Origin of the sequence: Christiangramia sediminis, from assembly GCF_020552705.1 — a bacterium.
Lineage (GTDB): Bacteria > Bacteroidota > Bacteroidia > Flavobacteriales > Flavobacteriaceae > Christiangramia > Christiangramia sediminis.
This window is the reverse complement of record NZ_JAJBZG010000005.1, coordinates 1211718-1227444: the sequence shown is the minus strand read 5'-3', so window position 1 is coordinate 1227444 and position 15727 is coordinate 1211718. Positions and strand designations below refer to the sequence as shown.

Below are 15727 nucleotides of genomic sequence, written 5' to 3'. Positions count from 1 at the left end.
GAGCAACCAAAACTGGTCTGACTCAATACCTCACTGGCAATACCACAGGCATCAGTACTCGTGCTGTTTAGAACATCACCCACGGCAAGTGATCCTGCTCCACTGGCATCCAGGGTAACAGTGATCTGTGATACTGCATCAACTACAGGAGCAGTATCGTCTACTACCGTTACAGTAAATGTCTCCGTATCACTCCCACAACTATTAGTCGCAGTTATTTCAACCGTGGTAGTGCCTACATTAAATGAAGATCCACTTCCTGTACCTGTACCACTACCCGTCGTATCACCTGAAAAAGAGTAAGTAATGTCAGGTGCAGGAGTTCCTGTCGATGTTGCTGTATAATTTACAATCGTATTACAAAGATTAGCAGCACTATTAACTTCTATAACTCCTGGAACAGATAGCACTGGCACTGTACAAGAGGGCGCTGTTACATTCAAATTCCCACTTGCATTTACTATGTCACCACCTGGACAAGCAGTCGGAGTTGCACTTACCAAAAATGAAAATGAATTTATCGGAGTAGTGCCCGAAGTAGTGATGGTCAAAGTTTTGACGATAGTGGTGTTACCGGCTTGCTCAACAGTTATGGAATTCCCCCCACTCCAGTTTTCAGTAGTTCCTGTAGGAAGTCCCGAAGTAGAGAGATTAACAGTACAACTATTCTTATTTCCAGTAAATTTAATTTCTACATTGAAAACTGCACTACTACCTTGTACTGTGCTCACTGAAGATCCAGATGGATTAACAAAACTAATGTTGTTGGGTGTAGAATCTGTAAAATAAGCATATCCCACTTTACCCAAATTCTGTCCAGTAACTTTTAACCTCAATGAATCGCCGGGACAATTACAAACTGTCCAATTAGTTACAAATGCACCATTCTCATCTGTCGTTACCGAAAAGGGGGCATAAGATTGGTCGGAGTGGGTTGTATTACAAGGCTGGGTAAGATTTTTCACCCGAAGTACAACTATTTCAAAAGGTTCAAATCCACTTCCAGAAAATACCGCATTTGATAAAGGCGCATAGTCATCCTTATCAGTGATTATTGTAATTCCTGGATCGGAAACCAATTGTGTCCCGTCGGATTCCGTCTGCCCTACCACCGTCATTGCAGGTAGCGTAAAAATCATTAGCAACAGCAAAATGCGTGTTAGCCTATTAAACTTGTGTAATAGTGCAATCATATCATGAGAGTTTATTTGTGAACTTTTTAAAAAATGGGTAGGGCAGTCTGTTACAGTTTAAATGGGATATTTAGTGGGATGATATACCTAAACCTCTAACATTGATCAAATTAACATAATTTTGATCTTTGTTTAATCTGAAATGTAAACTTTTCGAAGATATGTATCAATAAATCGATAAAATACATAGAATACTGAAAACCAATATCTTCTAATTATATTTAATAAGAATTAATCTTATGAAATAATCATAAAAGATATATTTTCAAAAAGTTTTATTGGTGATTTTGAGAGAGATCCAAAGTGTGGAAATCAAAAAATTTATTAACGCTTACATACAAAAAATAGGATATTGACCTCTATATTTCAAAACTGAGGAAATAGTAAAGGATTTTCATATAAGATCCTGATCGAAAATGATCGTTTATATATTAAGATTTTAGAAAGACGTATTTAAAGTGTCAAATTGTAATTAGGTAAGATATTTAAAAACAATATAGACAGCGAGCAATACACTCAAACCCAGAATAATATTTTTATAAAGATTGCTATAATCCTGTATCATTTTATTTAGTCTTAGATAGTTCTCTCAATTTAGATAGGATTAAAAAGATAAAAAATCAGGGTTTTCCCCTATTTTTTGTTGGTAAGCGTTAATAATAAAATCCTGATATTTTAATAAAAATTAGAAGTAGTTATTTCTCAATCCTTTGGAAAACCTGCCAATTCTATAAATTTGGCCTAATAAAAAAATAATTAAAAAATTTCACTCTTTTGATATTTTTATTACACTAACATCCAGTATTTTATAAAAATCCTGTACGATAATTCATATAAAATACGGGAAACCGTATTTATCCAAACAGGAAAATGTTAGTTTTGAGTAGAAATTATGAGATTATTGCTAATTATTTTAGAGAATTTCATCCTTTTAGCTACTTAGAGATACAGCAATTGTGCATATTGGAATTCATCGTAAAAACTTTATTTAAAAATTAAATAGATATAATGAATTCAAAACAAATACTCCTGCTTAAATTAATTGGAATTGTAAAATATTTAAGGCTTATTTAGAATTGTCAGGCCATACACGTTAGGTAGACTGAGTAGGGTCAGTTTGCTTAGCTGGTCTGGCATTTTTTTTCTACACTGCCTGGTTCTATAAAACCGAAGCTCCCCATTCAAAACTAAAAATTTAAGCGAACAGACTTCGCTTCCCTCAAAGCTCCGCTTTGAAAATAGTTCAACAAAAAAACGCTCAAGCAAGCCTGGCGTTTTTCTTATTGATATCGGGGTTCGCTTCGCGCTTCCCTCAAAGCTCCGCTTTGAAAATAGTTCAAACAAAAAAACGCTCAAGCAAGCTTGGCGTTTTTTCTTATTGAACTATTTATTCGTGACCCCGGAGGGATTCAAACCCCCAACCCTCAGAGCCGAAATCTGATGCGCTATTCAGTTGCGCCACGGGGCCGTTATTTTTCAGTAATCAGAAAATAAAAATTTAAATCTTACCTCAAAAATTTTTCACTCTTTACTTAACTCAATTTCTTTTTAACGATCATGGAAATGGTCTTCCCGTCAGCTTTCCCAGCTAATTTTCCTGATGCCAATCCCATCACTTTTCCCATATCCTTCATTCCAGCAGCACCAGTTTCAGCGATGATCTTCTCTACTTCGGCTTCAATTTGAGCTTCGCTCATCTGCTCCGGCAAAAATTCTTCTATCACTTCCGCCTGTTGTAATTCAGGTTCAGCAAGATCTTCTCTACCCTGTTCCTTATAAATCTGAGCACTATCTTTACGCTGCTTCACAAGTTTCTGCAAGAGTTTATTTTCTTCTTCTTCCGTCAATCCTTCTTTTGAAGATGATTCAGTATTTGCCAATAAAATAGCTCCCTTAACTGCTCTTAATGCCTCCAGCTTAATGCTATCTTTAGCTTTCATCGCGGCCTTCATTTCAGCCATTATTCTATCCTGTAAACTCATAATGCAAAAAATATTGGTGCGAAGATAAAATTTTCTGCTTGAATTCACCATTTATTTATCCCTTCAAAATTGAGTATATTCAAAGTTCTAATTTAAAATATGCCATGAACCGAATTTTATATATCTGTTTATTTTTTATAGGTCTTCAAAGTATTGAAGCTCAGGAGAAATATATTGACAGCCTTTATGCGGTAGCAAAAGTTAAGACTGAAGTTTATTCAGAAAAAGGAAATGAAAAACTCATCATTGATCTTTACGAACCGGTGAATTCAGAAAATAAAAGACCTCTTATACTCTTTATGCATGGCGGCGGATTTGCTGGCGGAAGTCCGAAGAATCCTCAGGAGATAAAATTCGCCAGGATAGCTGCTTCCAAAGGTTATAGCGTTGGACTTATTTCTTACCGACTTGTTAGAAAAGGAAAAGAAAATGGTTTTGGTTGTGATTTTGATGCTGATGGAAAGATCGAAACCTTTCAGCTTGCTGCGGAAGACTTTATGGATGCTGCAAAATTCATGAAGAATAAGGCTGAAGAATTTAATATTGACCCTGATAAAATAATTGTCGGCGGTAGCAGTGCCGGGGCTGAAGCTGTGCTTAATGCCGTATATAATCCCGATCTTATGTTTGAGGATCCTGCAACCTATACAGACCTCAATTTTTCAGCAGTGATCTCTCTGGCGGGTGCACTCGTAGATGTAAGGTATCTGGATAAAAAAAACGCGATACCGGGCATTTTCTTTCATGGCACTGCAGATAATCTAGTGCCATATGCCACCGCGGCTCATCATTATTGTGAAAAAAATAAGCCCGGCTATCTAATACTGGATGGCTCCAAGACCATCGTAGAAAAGCTTGAGGAATTAAATACTTCCTATTTATTTTATACGTTCAAAGATGCCCGGCATGAAATTTCAGGTATGCCCTTTGATCATTTACCGGAAGTTTTTCAGTTCCTGAAGAACGTAGTTTTTGATAAAACCCAGATTCAATCTAATATTTACAAATGAAAACGACCCTACCTATAATATTATTGATCCTATTTAATTTTTCCAGCTTACACTCCCAGGAAAGCCAATGGTACAAAGGAAACCTTCACACTCATTCTTATTGGAGTGATGGTGACGAATTTCCTGAAATGATTATGCAGTGGTATAAAGATAATGACTATCAATTTGTAGCACTTTCAGATCATAACATTATCGCTGAGGGTGAAAAATGGAAACAAATCTCTAAAGATACCCTCTACCAAAACGCTTTTAAAGAATATCTGGCTGAATATGGTGAAGACTGGGTTAATTATAAAAAAGATGAAAACAGATTAAAGGTACAGCTCAAAACCCTTCAGGAGTTTCGCCCGCTCTTTGAAGTACCTGAAGAATTCATGATCTTCAAGGCTGAAGAAGTTACTTCCTACCTCGATGATAAGGCGGTACACATGGGAGCGATAAATATCGAGAAAACTATAGAACCACAAAAAGGGAATACCATCGTTGAACTTATCCAGAATAATCTTGATGCGATAATGGCGCAGGAGAAAGAAATTGGGAGGCCGGTAATGCAACACCTGAATCATCCAAATTTCACCTATGCCATAACCGCGGAGGATATTATACAAATTGACGGGGAACGATTTTTTGAAGTTTTTAATGGCCACCCCTATGTTAATAATTATGGGGATAGCATTCATGATAGTTCAGAGCAGATGTGGGACCAGGTAAATATTGCGTATCATTCCATGAATAAACCCTTACTTCTTGGTATTGCGACTGATGATAGCCACCATTATCACAAATTTGGATCAAAATTCAGTAATGCAGGTCGTGGTTGGGTCGTGGTAAGAGCTAAAAAACTGGATCCTACCAATATTATTGAAGCTATGGAAGCCGGGGATTTTTATGCCAGTACTGGCGTTGAACTTTCTGAGGTTAGTTTTGAGGAGAATGAACTTTCAATAGCTATAGAAGAAGAAAAAGACGTGAATTATGAGATCTCGTTCATAGGAGTAAAGAAAAACTCTTCCCAGAGTGAAGTATTGAAAAAGGTGAAAGGGACAAAAGCAAAATTTCAGGTTACAGACGAGATGCTTTTTGTAAGAGCGAAGATCGTTTCAGATAAGTTAAAGGAAAATCCGTATAGCAAGGGAGATACCGAAGTCGCCTGGACTCAACCGGTTTCAAAAAAATAAGACTCCAAAATATGAAAATCTCCAACTACTTATTCATCGTATTAATATTTATTACTGCCACTACCAGTGCCCAACGACTTGTAAAAACGGTAAATGCAGGCTGGGAATTTCAATTAGAAAATTCTGAAAACACCCAGGTTGTAAATATTCCACATACCTGGAATGCGCAAGATGCATTTGAAGATGATAAATCTTATTTCCGTGGAAAAGGGATCTATAAAAGGCAAATTTTTATTCCCGAAAACTGGAAAGATCAGGCAGTTTTCCTAAAATTCGAAGGAGCCAATCAACATACCAAGGTTTTTGTAAATAATGCCGTGGTTGGCGAACATACTGGCGGCTATACAGGTTTTATTTTTGAATTGAGTAAAAATCTAAAATTCGGGGAGGAAAATGTAGTGAGGATAGAAGTTGATAATTCCCATAATCTGGATATCCCCCCACTGGAAGCCGATTTTAATTTTTACGGTGGAATATACCGTGATATCGAAATGATCGTAACCGGGAAAACACATTTTAAACTCGAAGGTGAGGCAGCCGGCACCATGCAAGTGCATACTCCCAAAGTTTCTGAAGAAATGGCTGAAGTAAGTTTGTATGGTGAAATCATAAATACATCAGCTAATAAAAATTCAAGGCTAAAAATTGAAGTTTCCGGACCTGATGGTACTATAATTAAAGATTTCAGCAAGAACTTAAAAAGACTACAAGATGGGAAATTCAGTTATGAATTTGAAATTGAAGATCCTGAGCTTTGGTCTCCTGAAAATCCGAATCTTTATAATTTACAGGCGAATATTATAGATCCAGATTCCGGAGAAATACTTGATTCCTATTCTACGAATTTCGGTTGCAGGTGGTTTGAAGCAGATCCGAAGAAGGGTTTCTTTCTAAATGGCCAACCCATAAAACTGATCGGTGCAAACCGGCATCAGGATTTTGAAAATATGGGTAATGCCGTTCCTAATGCTATTCACCGAAAAGATTATCAAATGATCAAGGATATGGGCGCAAATTTTATAAGAACGGCCCATTATCCACAGGATCCGGATGTGTACAGAATTTGTGATGAATTGGGTTTGCTCGTATGGACCGAAGTGCCGGTGATCAACGACGTGACAGATTCGGAAGCTTATCATGAGAATGCTGTAAATATGCAACGTGAACAGATACTTCAGTTATATAATCATCCTTCTATAGTATTCTGGGGAATTATGAACGAGATCTTTATAAGACTGGTTTTCACTAGCGAAATGAGTGAAGCTGATAAAAATGCGAAGATCAAAACCAGCGTAGCCCTGGCTAAAAAACTGGAAGCTGAGACAAAGAAACTCGATACTACCAGGCTTAGCGTGATGGCGCTTCATGAGAATGATCTTTATAATACTTCAGGAATTGCAGATATTCCTGATGTAATTGGGTGGAACCTCTATTTTGGATGGTATACCCAGGGATTGGAAAATCTGGGAAAATTTCTTGATACCCAACATGAAAAATATCCAAACCGTCCTTTATTGATATCTGAATATGGCCCGGGAAGTGATTCCAGGATTCAGACGAACGATCCAAAACCCTGGGATTTCAGCGAAGCTTATCAATTAAAAAGTCACGTTAGTTACCTCAACCAGGTTATGGAAAGAGATTATATGCTGGGAATGGCGGCATGGAATTTTGCCGATTTTGGTTCTTCGGGAAGACAGGACAGCAGGCCATTTATCAATCAGAAAGGTTTAGTGAATTTCAACAGGGAGCCTAAGGATGTTTATTATTATTATAAAGCCAGATTGACCCCTGAAGATTTTGTCTATATCGCGGGAAAAAATTATGAAAAGCAATATCCCCAAGATGAAAGTGATGTTATCGTTATCACCGTATTTTCCAATTCTGAAGAAGTAAAATTGAAAGTAGATAATGCTGAATTCACTTCAGAAGTTGAAAATGGCATTGCCCTTTTCGAACTTTCCCTTCCCGAAGGGAAACATCAGTTAATTGCGACTGATGGAACGGCTTCACATTCCCGGGAGATTAAAGTGAAATTCAGGAAAAACCTTGTTGCTGAAATTGATCAAAACGCGATACTCGTAAATGTGGGAACTCACGTGAATTTCTTCGATGAAATTACCGGAGAAACTTGGATAAGTGATCAGGAATATAAAGAAGGAAGTTTTGGATATGTTGGCGGGAGTGTTTACCAGAAAAACAGCAGTAAATTTCAGGGTACGGCTTCAGATATTCAGGGCACCGAAAATGATCCGCTTTTTCAAACAATGCGGGAAGGGATCGAGGCTTATAAATTCGATGTAGAAAAAGGAAAATACCGTGTGAGCCTTCTTTTCGCCGAACCTGAATATAATGCTTCCCAAGAGAATATTTATAACCTGAGTGAAGCTGAGAAAAAGGATATTCCCGGCTTAAGAAATTTTGATATAAAAATAAATGGAAAAACCCTTTCCGGAGACCTGAACCTGGCCCGGGATTATGGCAGACTTCAAGCTGTTGAAATTTCATATCAAATAAAAACCGATGCGGGGATTGAGATTGAATTCGAAGAGAATTCGGGAAAAGCATTGCTATCTGGGATTAAATTGGAAAAGTTATAGCTTCATAATTTGGGAATATTTAAAAGTTAAAAACCGCTAATATGAAGAACATTTTAGCGGTTAGCATCAACTGAAATATAACTATCAACTTATTTATTTTACCCTATAAGCTTTTGTAGTTCTTGGTTCTATAGTTTGGATATCGTGATCGTTATACTTTAGAAATTTATCCTGTAGTTTATTGATCGTTTCTTTATAATCTGGGTTGGCAATTAAATTGTTCTCCTGTCCCAGATCTTTAGAAAGATCATACAATTCGGTAGCATTATTTTTCCTATCTACCATTAAAACTAAATCTCCTTCCCTGATTGCGCCGTCAAAAGCAAATCCAGCCTGGTATAATACAAATTCGTGTAGCGGCGAATCTAATTTTTTTCCTTTTAGAATTTGCAGAAGGGATGCGCTATCTTTAGCCTGGTCCTCAGCCATATTTTGTTGGGTAAGTTCATACATTGTCGCTACCCAATCCTGGCCCATAATTAATTCGTCAGATATACTTCCCGGAGGTATAATGGAGCCTTCTTTAGTTCCATCTCCCCATTTTACAATAAATGGAACCCTATGCCCACCTTCGTAGATAGAAGCTTTGTAATCTCGCAAATCTCCGTTGTTGTCGTGATCTCGGTCTCCATAATGAGTAATTCTAGGCCAAAGCGCACCATTATCACTTGTGAGAAATATAATGGTATTGTCCGCAATTCCTTCACTTTCGAGTTTATTTATGATTTTTCCTACCTGGAGATCCAGTTCATATAAAACATCTGATGTCATTGCTCCTGTCACACCATAAACCTGTTCATCTATAGTGGATGGATCACCATCAAAATCAAATGGTGGACTGTGAGGGACGTGTATGGCTTGCGAAGAGAAATAAAGTAAAAACGGGTCGTTTTTATTTTGCTCTTCGTTGGTTCGTTGATGACGATCTATAAAATCTACAGCCTCATTTGTTAAAATAATACCCGCCTGGCTGGAATCATAGTCCTCGTCTCCTCTTGCCGGAATTTTACCGGCTTCCACAATTTCTGAAAGACCGTTATTGGAAACTTTATAAAATCCGTTAGTCAATAAACGTGTACTGGAATTGTCAGCGGGGTTATCAGGATCAATAGGAATATAATTTCCGTTTTCAAAATATGCATAAGGTTCGTGCTGAATTCCACTGAGCAAACCTAGCCAGTAATCAAACCCATGTTCATTTAAAGCATCGTCCACGCCACGACTATAGTCCATCGTGTTAAGCTTATTTTTTTCCCGAATTATTTCGCCATTTTCATTATACACGGTACCACCCAGATGCATTTTTCCGAAAAAAGCGGTTTTATAACCGGCATTTTGCATGATCTCCCCCACGGTAATATGTTTTCCTGCCCTGGTACGATCGCCATTAACACTAAAAGCAGAACTATTATTGACGTCCCAACTCCCGCCGGGGCGACCGTTTCTATAGGGGTAGCTTCCGGTTAAAAGACTATATCTTGATGGCGCGCAAAGTGCAGCAGGAGAATGAGCATCTGTGAAACGCATTCCCTGTTGTGTCAACTTATCTATATTAGGAGTAGGTATTTTTCCACCATATACACCTATATCTCCATAACCTACATCATCTGCGAGAATAAACACGACATTTGGCGCCGGTCTATCTTCCGACTTTTTCTTTTGCTGTGCATTTGAAATAGGTATAAAACATATAGCAATAAGTACAAATAATAATATTCGATAACAAGGTAAGAATTCTGATAAACGCTTGTCTAATTTCATACTTGTAGCTTTTAAAATTCAATTAATTTATTCTAATCGGTTCACTTCTTTTACCTACGCCATTTTCATTAAAAGCTTCAACAGCAAAATAGTATTCTACATCTGCGTTTAAAGCCCGTAGCTCATAGCTGGAGGCATCATAAATCATGACCGAGTTATTCAATTTATCTTTAGAAATCCCCCAGTAAATTACATAACCCATAGCTTCTTCAACAGGTTGCCAACTTAGACGGGCATCGCGGCGGTCGGTTTTTCGGTTTATTTCAAAATTCTCTTCCGAAGACCCGAAAACCCGATAAAGCAAGGTATTCATTGGGAGTATCAATATTTCGGTAACGTACAAAACGAATGTCTTCAGGACTCTCAAGCTCGATATACGCATGGGGCTGGTCACGCTCGTTTTCAGAATAATCTACCAGTACGCTCCAGTTTTCACCATCTTTAGAAGATTCGATTATAAACTGGTGTTTTAAACCTTGTGATCTTCCGAAAATAGCCGCATTAAACTCCTGAAAATTAACTTGCAGCGCGTGCACCTGCATCAGTTCTCCAAGATCTATAGTGGCATGCATGGAATCGTCGTTGCCATCTGCCACCCAAAATGTGCCTATTTGCTCATCCACAAGATTAGCAGGCCCATAGCCTTCCTCACTGTCGCGAAGAACTGCTTTCATCCCTGCACCTATAACCTGTTGTTTCACCGAATCATTCACCACAGAATTGGCTGTTGCCTGCTTTCCGTAAGACAATAGCATCCAACCTGTAAATCGATTCTTATGATCTTCCACCTCCGTATCAGGTAAAAAATGCGGATAATCGCCATAAGCAGTGTTTACATACATTTGCCCGTTCTCTTCAAATCCCGCAGGAAAGAGTCCAATCCTGCGTTCAAATTTGTAGTTTACGGCAATGGGCATGGTGGCAAAATGCCAGTAATTCCCATTATTATCCTGTACAGTACTACCGTGCCCTGCTCCTGTAACATAGCCACCTGGCTTATAGGAAACGGGGCTGTATGGAGCATATTTAAAAGGCCCCAGGGGATTATCGGCTGTATAAACACCATCTGCATAGACATTGAATTCTGTACCCGGAGCTCCGTATTGTAAATAATACTTCCCATCATGTTTTGTCATCCATGGTCCTTCAAGATAGGGAGCCACTTCTGAGGAATGATCCTGTCCAAATCGTTCCCAGCCATGCTTGCCGGGTTGTAATTTTATAAGAGCTTTTTCCTCACCTACAGGAAGATAGTTCCGTTTGGGATCAAGCTCCACAGCATGAAGAGGATGCACATTAGATGACTCTTCATAAAGATAAACCCTGTTATCATCATCCACAAATAATGCAGGATCCTGAATTGATATGGGAATTACACTGTAATTGGTTTTCCAGTCTCCAATTTGTGGATTTTCCGTCTCGATGACTGCCATTCGGCCGGAAGGATCTCCTGCAACGATCACCTTATCCCCATGTACTGCAGCGGCCGGAGCGTTGCTTCCGTTAAAGTACCAGTTTTGCGGTTTAATGAATTCCCAGTTGCTCATATCATCAGACATCCAATAACCATAAGACCTGGTCACGAACATATAATACTTCCCCTTAAAATTAATTACCGCGGGATCTGCCCCGGCCCGATAGGAAACCCCGGTATAAGAGTTATGGGCCACATAGGTATAGTCGATATCAATAGGATTGCAATAGCTTTTAAAAGTCTCCTGGCCAAATGAAATATAATTTCCGGAAATTATCAGGAAAATCCATAATAAAGGGATCCTAGTAAAAGAGATTGAAATCATAATTATAAGTTTTTAATTAAAAAAAAGCTCCGGTGTCCCAACTAACGACGACCGGAGCTAAACAAATTAAAACTAAAGGAATTATTTTTTTAGCGTGAATGAACCGGCAAATTCAGCATCTGAACTTCCGGCTATAAAAAATTCAAATTCCCCGGGTTCAAAAACATATTCCAATTGAGAATTATAAAATTTCAGATCCTCCGCAGTTACTGTAAAAGTCACTGTTTTAGACTCACCTTTTTTCAAAGTGATTTTTTGGAAGCCTTTTAATTCCTTAACGGGAGGTGTGATACTTCTTACTTTATCATGGATGTAGAGCTGAACAACTTCTTCTCCATCATAATTCCCAGTATTAGTTACTGTAGCGCTTATTTCAATGGAAGCACTGGCAGACATTTCTTTGGAACTCACTTTTACGTCACTATATTCAAAGCTGGTATAACTCAAACCATACCCAAAAGGTAATAATGGTGTATTTGGTGAATCAAGATAATTGGTTTTAAATTTCTGAAAGTCTCCAGATTCAGGTCCCGGTCTTCCAGTAGTTTTCACTCCATAATAGATCGGGATCTGTCCTACGCTTCTTGGCCAGGTAGCCGTAAGTTTTCCGGAAGGATTATAATCTCCAAAAATTACATCGGCCACCGCATTCCCGGCTTCTATCCCAGGATGCCATATTTGTAAAATACTTACAGGAAGGTTCATCTCTTCAGAAATGTCCAGCGGGCGACCGCTCATTAATACCAGAACAACCGGCTTACCAGTATTCACAAGTTCCCGGATCAATTTCTTCTGACTATCAGGAATCGTAATATCGGTACGACTGGCTGCTTCACCACTCATTTCCGTAGCTTCTCCAACTACCGCCACAATAATATCTGAAGCATTAGCCACATCCAGGGCTTCTTGTAATAATGCATCTGAAGATTTATCTGAAATACTAATTCTTTCCCCGAAAACATTCACTTTCTTGGCAAAAGTTGAATCGTTGGAGATGTTCGCTCCCTTGGCATATTTTATAGTAGCATTGGGCGCTACATTCTTAAAACCTTGCAGAATTGGAATTGACAAAGATGGATCTCCAGTGGGAGCCCAGGTTCCTAACATATTATTTTTATTATCTGCCAACGGCCCTATTAAAGCAATATTCGAATTCTTTGCCAATGGCAGGGTATTTTCATGTTTCTTTAAAAAAACGAATGATCTCGTAGCTGCCTTTCTTGCAAACTTCTTGTTTTCTTCAGTAAGAATATCTTTTTCAGGTCGGCTTTCATCTGAATATAAATAAGGATCCTCAAGCAAACCTAATTTATGTTTGGCTTCCAGTATTCTCCTTGCGGCTTTAGTGATCTGTTCTTCGGAAACCTTCCCCTCATCAACAGACTTCTTAAGCGTAGTAAGAAATCCTTCACCTACCATATCCATATCCAGCCCGGCATTTATAGCCAGTGCTGAGACTGCCTGTAGATCTCCCATTCCGTGAGCGATCATTTCGTTTACAGAAGTATAATCAGAAACTACAAAGCCATCAAAACCCCATTTCTCACGTAATAGATCGGTAAGCAACCATTTATTTCCCGATGCAGGAATCCCATCTATATCGTTAAATGATGTCATCACACTTCCAACCCCGGCGTCTACCACAGCTTTGTAAGGTGGCAGATATTCGTTGAACATTTTTAAGCGGCTCATATCTACAGAATTATAATCTCTACCTGCCTCTGCCGCTCCATATAAAGCCATATGCTTTACCGTGGACATCATGGTATTTGGCTGGGTAAGGTTTTCTCCCTGGTACCCCTGCACCATAGCCTTAGCTACCTGAGAGCCATAATAAGGGTCTTCCCCTGCTCCTTCGGCAATACGTCCCCATCTTGGATCCCTGGCAATATCCACCATAGGTGAAAAGTTCCAGTTGATACCATCGGCGGTTGCTTCTTTAGCAGCTATTTGTGCAGATTCTTTTATCAATTCTAAATCCCAGCTCGAAGAAAGTCCTAACGGAATTGGAAAGGTGGTCTTATAACCATGTATAATATCTGAACCTATAAGAAGCGGAATTCCCAATCTTGAAGATTTAACCGCGATCTCCTGAGCCTGTCTTACCTTTTCGGGACTCGACACTCCAAACACACCTCCAACGTTCCCGGCTTTAATTTTGGCTTCCACATCTTCACTTACTACCGAACCTGTAGCAACGCCACCTCCCGGGGTTAATAAATTCAGCTGACCTATCTTTTCTTCAAGCGTCATTTTTGAAAGCAATTCTTCTACTTCAGGTATCTTTTCCTGAGCCTGAAGTCCGGAGAGCCCTATAAAAAAAAGCAGAGCAACTGATAGATTGAAATTTTTCATTTTCGTTAAACTTTAAAATTGGTAATTGGTTTTTTATTTTATTTCCAGAATCTCAGATCTTCCTGAGATTCCATTTTCATTAAATGCCTCAATACTGAAATAATATTTTGTATCACGATCCAGGTTGCGCATAAAATGTTCATTTACATCATAAATCAACCAGGCTTGGTATAATTTATCTGGTGTTATGCCCCATCGGATATTGTAACCCTGCGCATCTTTTACCGGCTTCCACTTAAATGAGGCATTTCTTCTATCTTCCTCTCGGGATACTTCGAAGTCTTTAACCTCAGCAGGCTTTTTACCCAAACCTTTACCAAATACCCTGATTTCAGATAATGCAAGATTATTCCCGGGGACTTCAATATTATTATAGCGAACATATTTACTGCTTACAGGTTGATTAAGCCTGAGGTAGGCATTGGGTGCATCTTTAAAACTTTTACTTCGGTCTACTACCGTTTTCCAGTTCTTACCATCCTGAGAAACCTCCAGGGTAAATCGGTGTCGTAAACCTTCGGTTCGGGTGTAAATGCCCGACTCCTGATCATGGAAATTCAATTGAAAAGCATAAATATTTCCGGGAGAAAGCATTTCGATCTCTACCCATTGCTTATCATCATTGGCTTCAGCTACCCAGAATGATTTCGGACTTTCATCAGTTAAAACCTTCGAGATAATTTCACCTGAACTATTCTTTTCTAAAGGCATTTCGGTAATATCAAAATCGCCATCTGTAGAAGTACTTTTTCTAACCTGCATCTGCGAAGAAGAAACACTTGTTTTTCCTTTATAAGAGAGTAACATCAAGCCACTATGCTGTCCTGCCTTTGTTGGATGACTCGGTGCAAATAATGGATAGTCTCCATAGCTGGTGTTTGTATACATTAATCCTTCTTCATCAAAATAAGTAGGAAACATAGCCAGACGACGTTCCCAATGTGAATTGGATGCCAGGGCCATGGTAGCAAAATGCCAGTATTGGCCATTTGTTTGTTTCATGGTAATCCCGTGGCCGGCACCATTGGTAAAACCTCCAGGTTTAAAACTATAAGGATTATTTTTCATGTATTTAAACGGACCAAGCGGGGTCTCGCCAATATAAGCAGCATCGGCATACACATTAAACTGGGTACCGGGTGCAGCATACTGCAAATAGTATTTGCCATTGTGTTTTGTCATCGAGGCACCTTCCATATAACCTTCCTTTAAAGTAGGATGAAAATTATTCTCCCCAAAGCGTTCCCAGCCGTGTTCTTCTTCTACCAGGTTAATAAGTTCTTTTTCAACTCCGGTTTCAAGAAAACGATCATCTTTATTCAGCATTTTAACTTTAAGAGGATGAACATTGGACGAACCCCAGTATAAGTATGTTTTCCCGTCATCATCAATGAATAATTCCGAATCCTGAATATTGTTAGAGATTGATGCGGTTGGTGTCCATTTTCCACTTTTCGGGTTATCGGTATAAAGTATACTTCCATAGCCGGCAGGATCGCCAGCAAAATACACCAGTGAATCTTTATAATTAAAAGCAGTGGGGGCATTGGAACCCTCAAAATACCATTTTTCGGGTTTTATAAATTCCCAATTGATAAGATCTTTAGAATGCCAGTAACCAAAAGAACGTGTGACAAACATAAAATATTCGCCACGGAATTCGATCACGGCAGGATCTGCTCCAGAACGATAAGAAATATTCTTACTGGAATTATAAACCATATAGGTATAATCAATATCCAAAGGATTGATATAGGTTTCCGGAACTACTTCCTGCGCATACGTGAGAACGCCACATAATAAAGCTGTTATTGTAAGTATACTTTTAAAAACTCTCATCTCCTATCAT

The 15727-nt window shown here is 38.7% G+C and carries 10 protein-coding genes and 1 tRNA gene; 3 read left to right on the top strand and 8 right to left on the bottom strand.

Annotated features, from left to right (window positions below):
- The 3 genes from LGQ90_RS15020 to LGQ90_RS15010 all read right to left on the bottom strand — a co-directional run.
- Positions 1-809: hypothetical protein (locus LGQ90_RS15020; RefSeq protein WP_229342426.1), on the bottom strand; the 809-nt coding region annotated here is incomplete at its 3' end.
- A 1778-nt stretch (positions 810-2587) separates the two neighbouring features.
- Positions 2588-2661 (bottom strand) — tRNA-Arg (locus LGQ90_RS15015).
- A 64-nt stretch (positions 2662-2725) separates the two neighbouring features.
- A complete protein-coding gene (locus LGQ90_RS15010; protein WP_229342422.1) occupies positions 2726-3175 on the bottom strand; it encodes a GatB/YqeY domain-containing protein in 450 nt (149 codons plus the stop codon).
- A gap of 104 nt (positions 3176-3279) precedes the next feature.
- On the opposite strand from LGQ90_RS15010, the gene LGQ90_RS15005 reads away from it, so the two are divergent.
- From LGQ90_RS15005 to LGQ90_RS14995, 3 genes are read left to right on the top strand one after another with little or no spacing between them, the layout of a single operon-like run.
- On the top strand, positions 3280-4185 hold the full coding sequence (locus LGQ90_RS15005; RefSeq protein WP_229342419.1) for an alpha/beta hydrolase: 906 nt from the start codon (positions 3280-3282) through the stop codon (positions 4183-4185).
- Positions 4182-5363 carry a CehA/McbA family metallohydrolase domain-containing protein gene (locus LGQ90_RS15000; RefSeq protein WP_229342415.1) on the top strand — a complete coding sequence of 394 codons (1182 nt, stop codon included), beginning with the start codon at positions 4182-4184 and terminating at the stop codon, positions 5361-5363. The genes LGQ90_RS15005 and LGQ90_RS15000 overlap by 4 nt, the downstream gene beginning before the upstream one ends.
- 11 nt (positions 5364-5374) lie before the next feature.
- Positions 5375-7963, top strand: coding sequence for a glycoside hydrolase family 2 TIM barrel-domain containing protein (locus LGQ90_RS14995; RefSeq protein ID WP_229342412.1), 2589 nt, complete (start codon positions 5375-5377; stop codon positions 7961-7963).
- 93 nt (positions 7964-8056) lie between these two features.
- Here LGQ90_RS14995 and LGQ90_RS14990 read toward each other — a convergent pair whose 3' ends face one another.
- The 5 genes from LGQ90_RS14990 to LGQ90_RS14970 form a co-directional block, all read right to left on the bottom strand.
- Positions 8057-9724, bottom strand: a complete 1668-nt coding sequence (locus LGQ90_RS14990) for a sulfatase-like hydrolase/transferase (protein ID WP_229342410.1) — start codon at positions 9722-9724, stop codon at positions 8057-8059.
- 22 nt (positions 9725-9746) lie between these two features.
- Positions 9747-10037, bottom strand: coding sequence for a fibronectin type III domain-containing protein (locus LGQ90_RS14985; RefSeq protein WP_229342408.1), 291 nt, complete (start codon positions 10035-10037; stop codon positions 9747-9749).
- Positions 9988-11523 carry a family 43 glycosylhydrolase gene (locus LGQ90_RS14980; protein WP_229342405.1) on the bottom strand — a complete coding sequence of 512 codons (1536 nt, stop codon included), beginning with the start codon at positions 11521-11523 and terminating at the stop codon, positions 9988-9990. The genes LGQ90_RS14985 and LGQ90_RS14980 overlap by 50 nt, the downstream gene beginning before the upstream one ends.
- Before the next feature lie 81 nt (positions 11524-11604).
- Complete coding sequence (gene bglX / locus LGQ90_RS14975) at positions 11605-13878, bottom strand: beta-glucosidase BglX (protein WP_229342402.1); 2274 nt, start codon at positions 13876-13878, stop codon at positions 11605-11607.
- A 33-nt stretch (positions 13879-13911) separates the two neighbouring features.
- The gene (locus tag LGQ90_RS14970) at positions 13912-15717 is read right to left on the bottom strand and encodes a family 43 glycosylhydrolase (protein ID WP_229342399.1); all 1806 of its coding nucleotides are present in this window, start codon (positions 15715-15717) and stop codon (positions 13912-13914) included.
- Between the last annotated feature and the right edge of the window lie 10 nt (positions 15718-15727).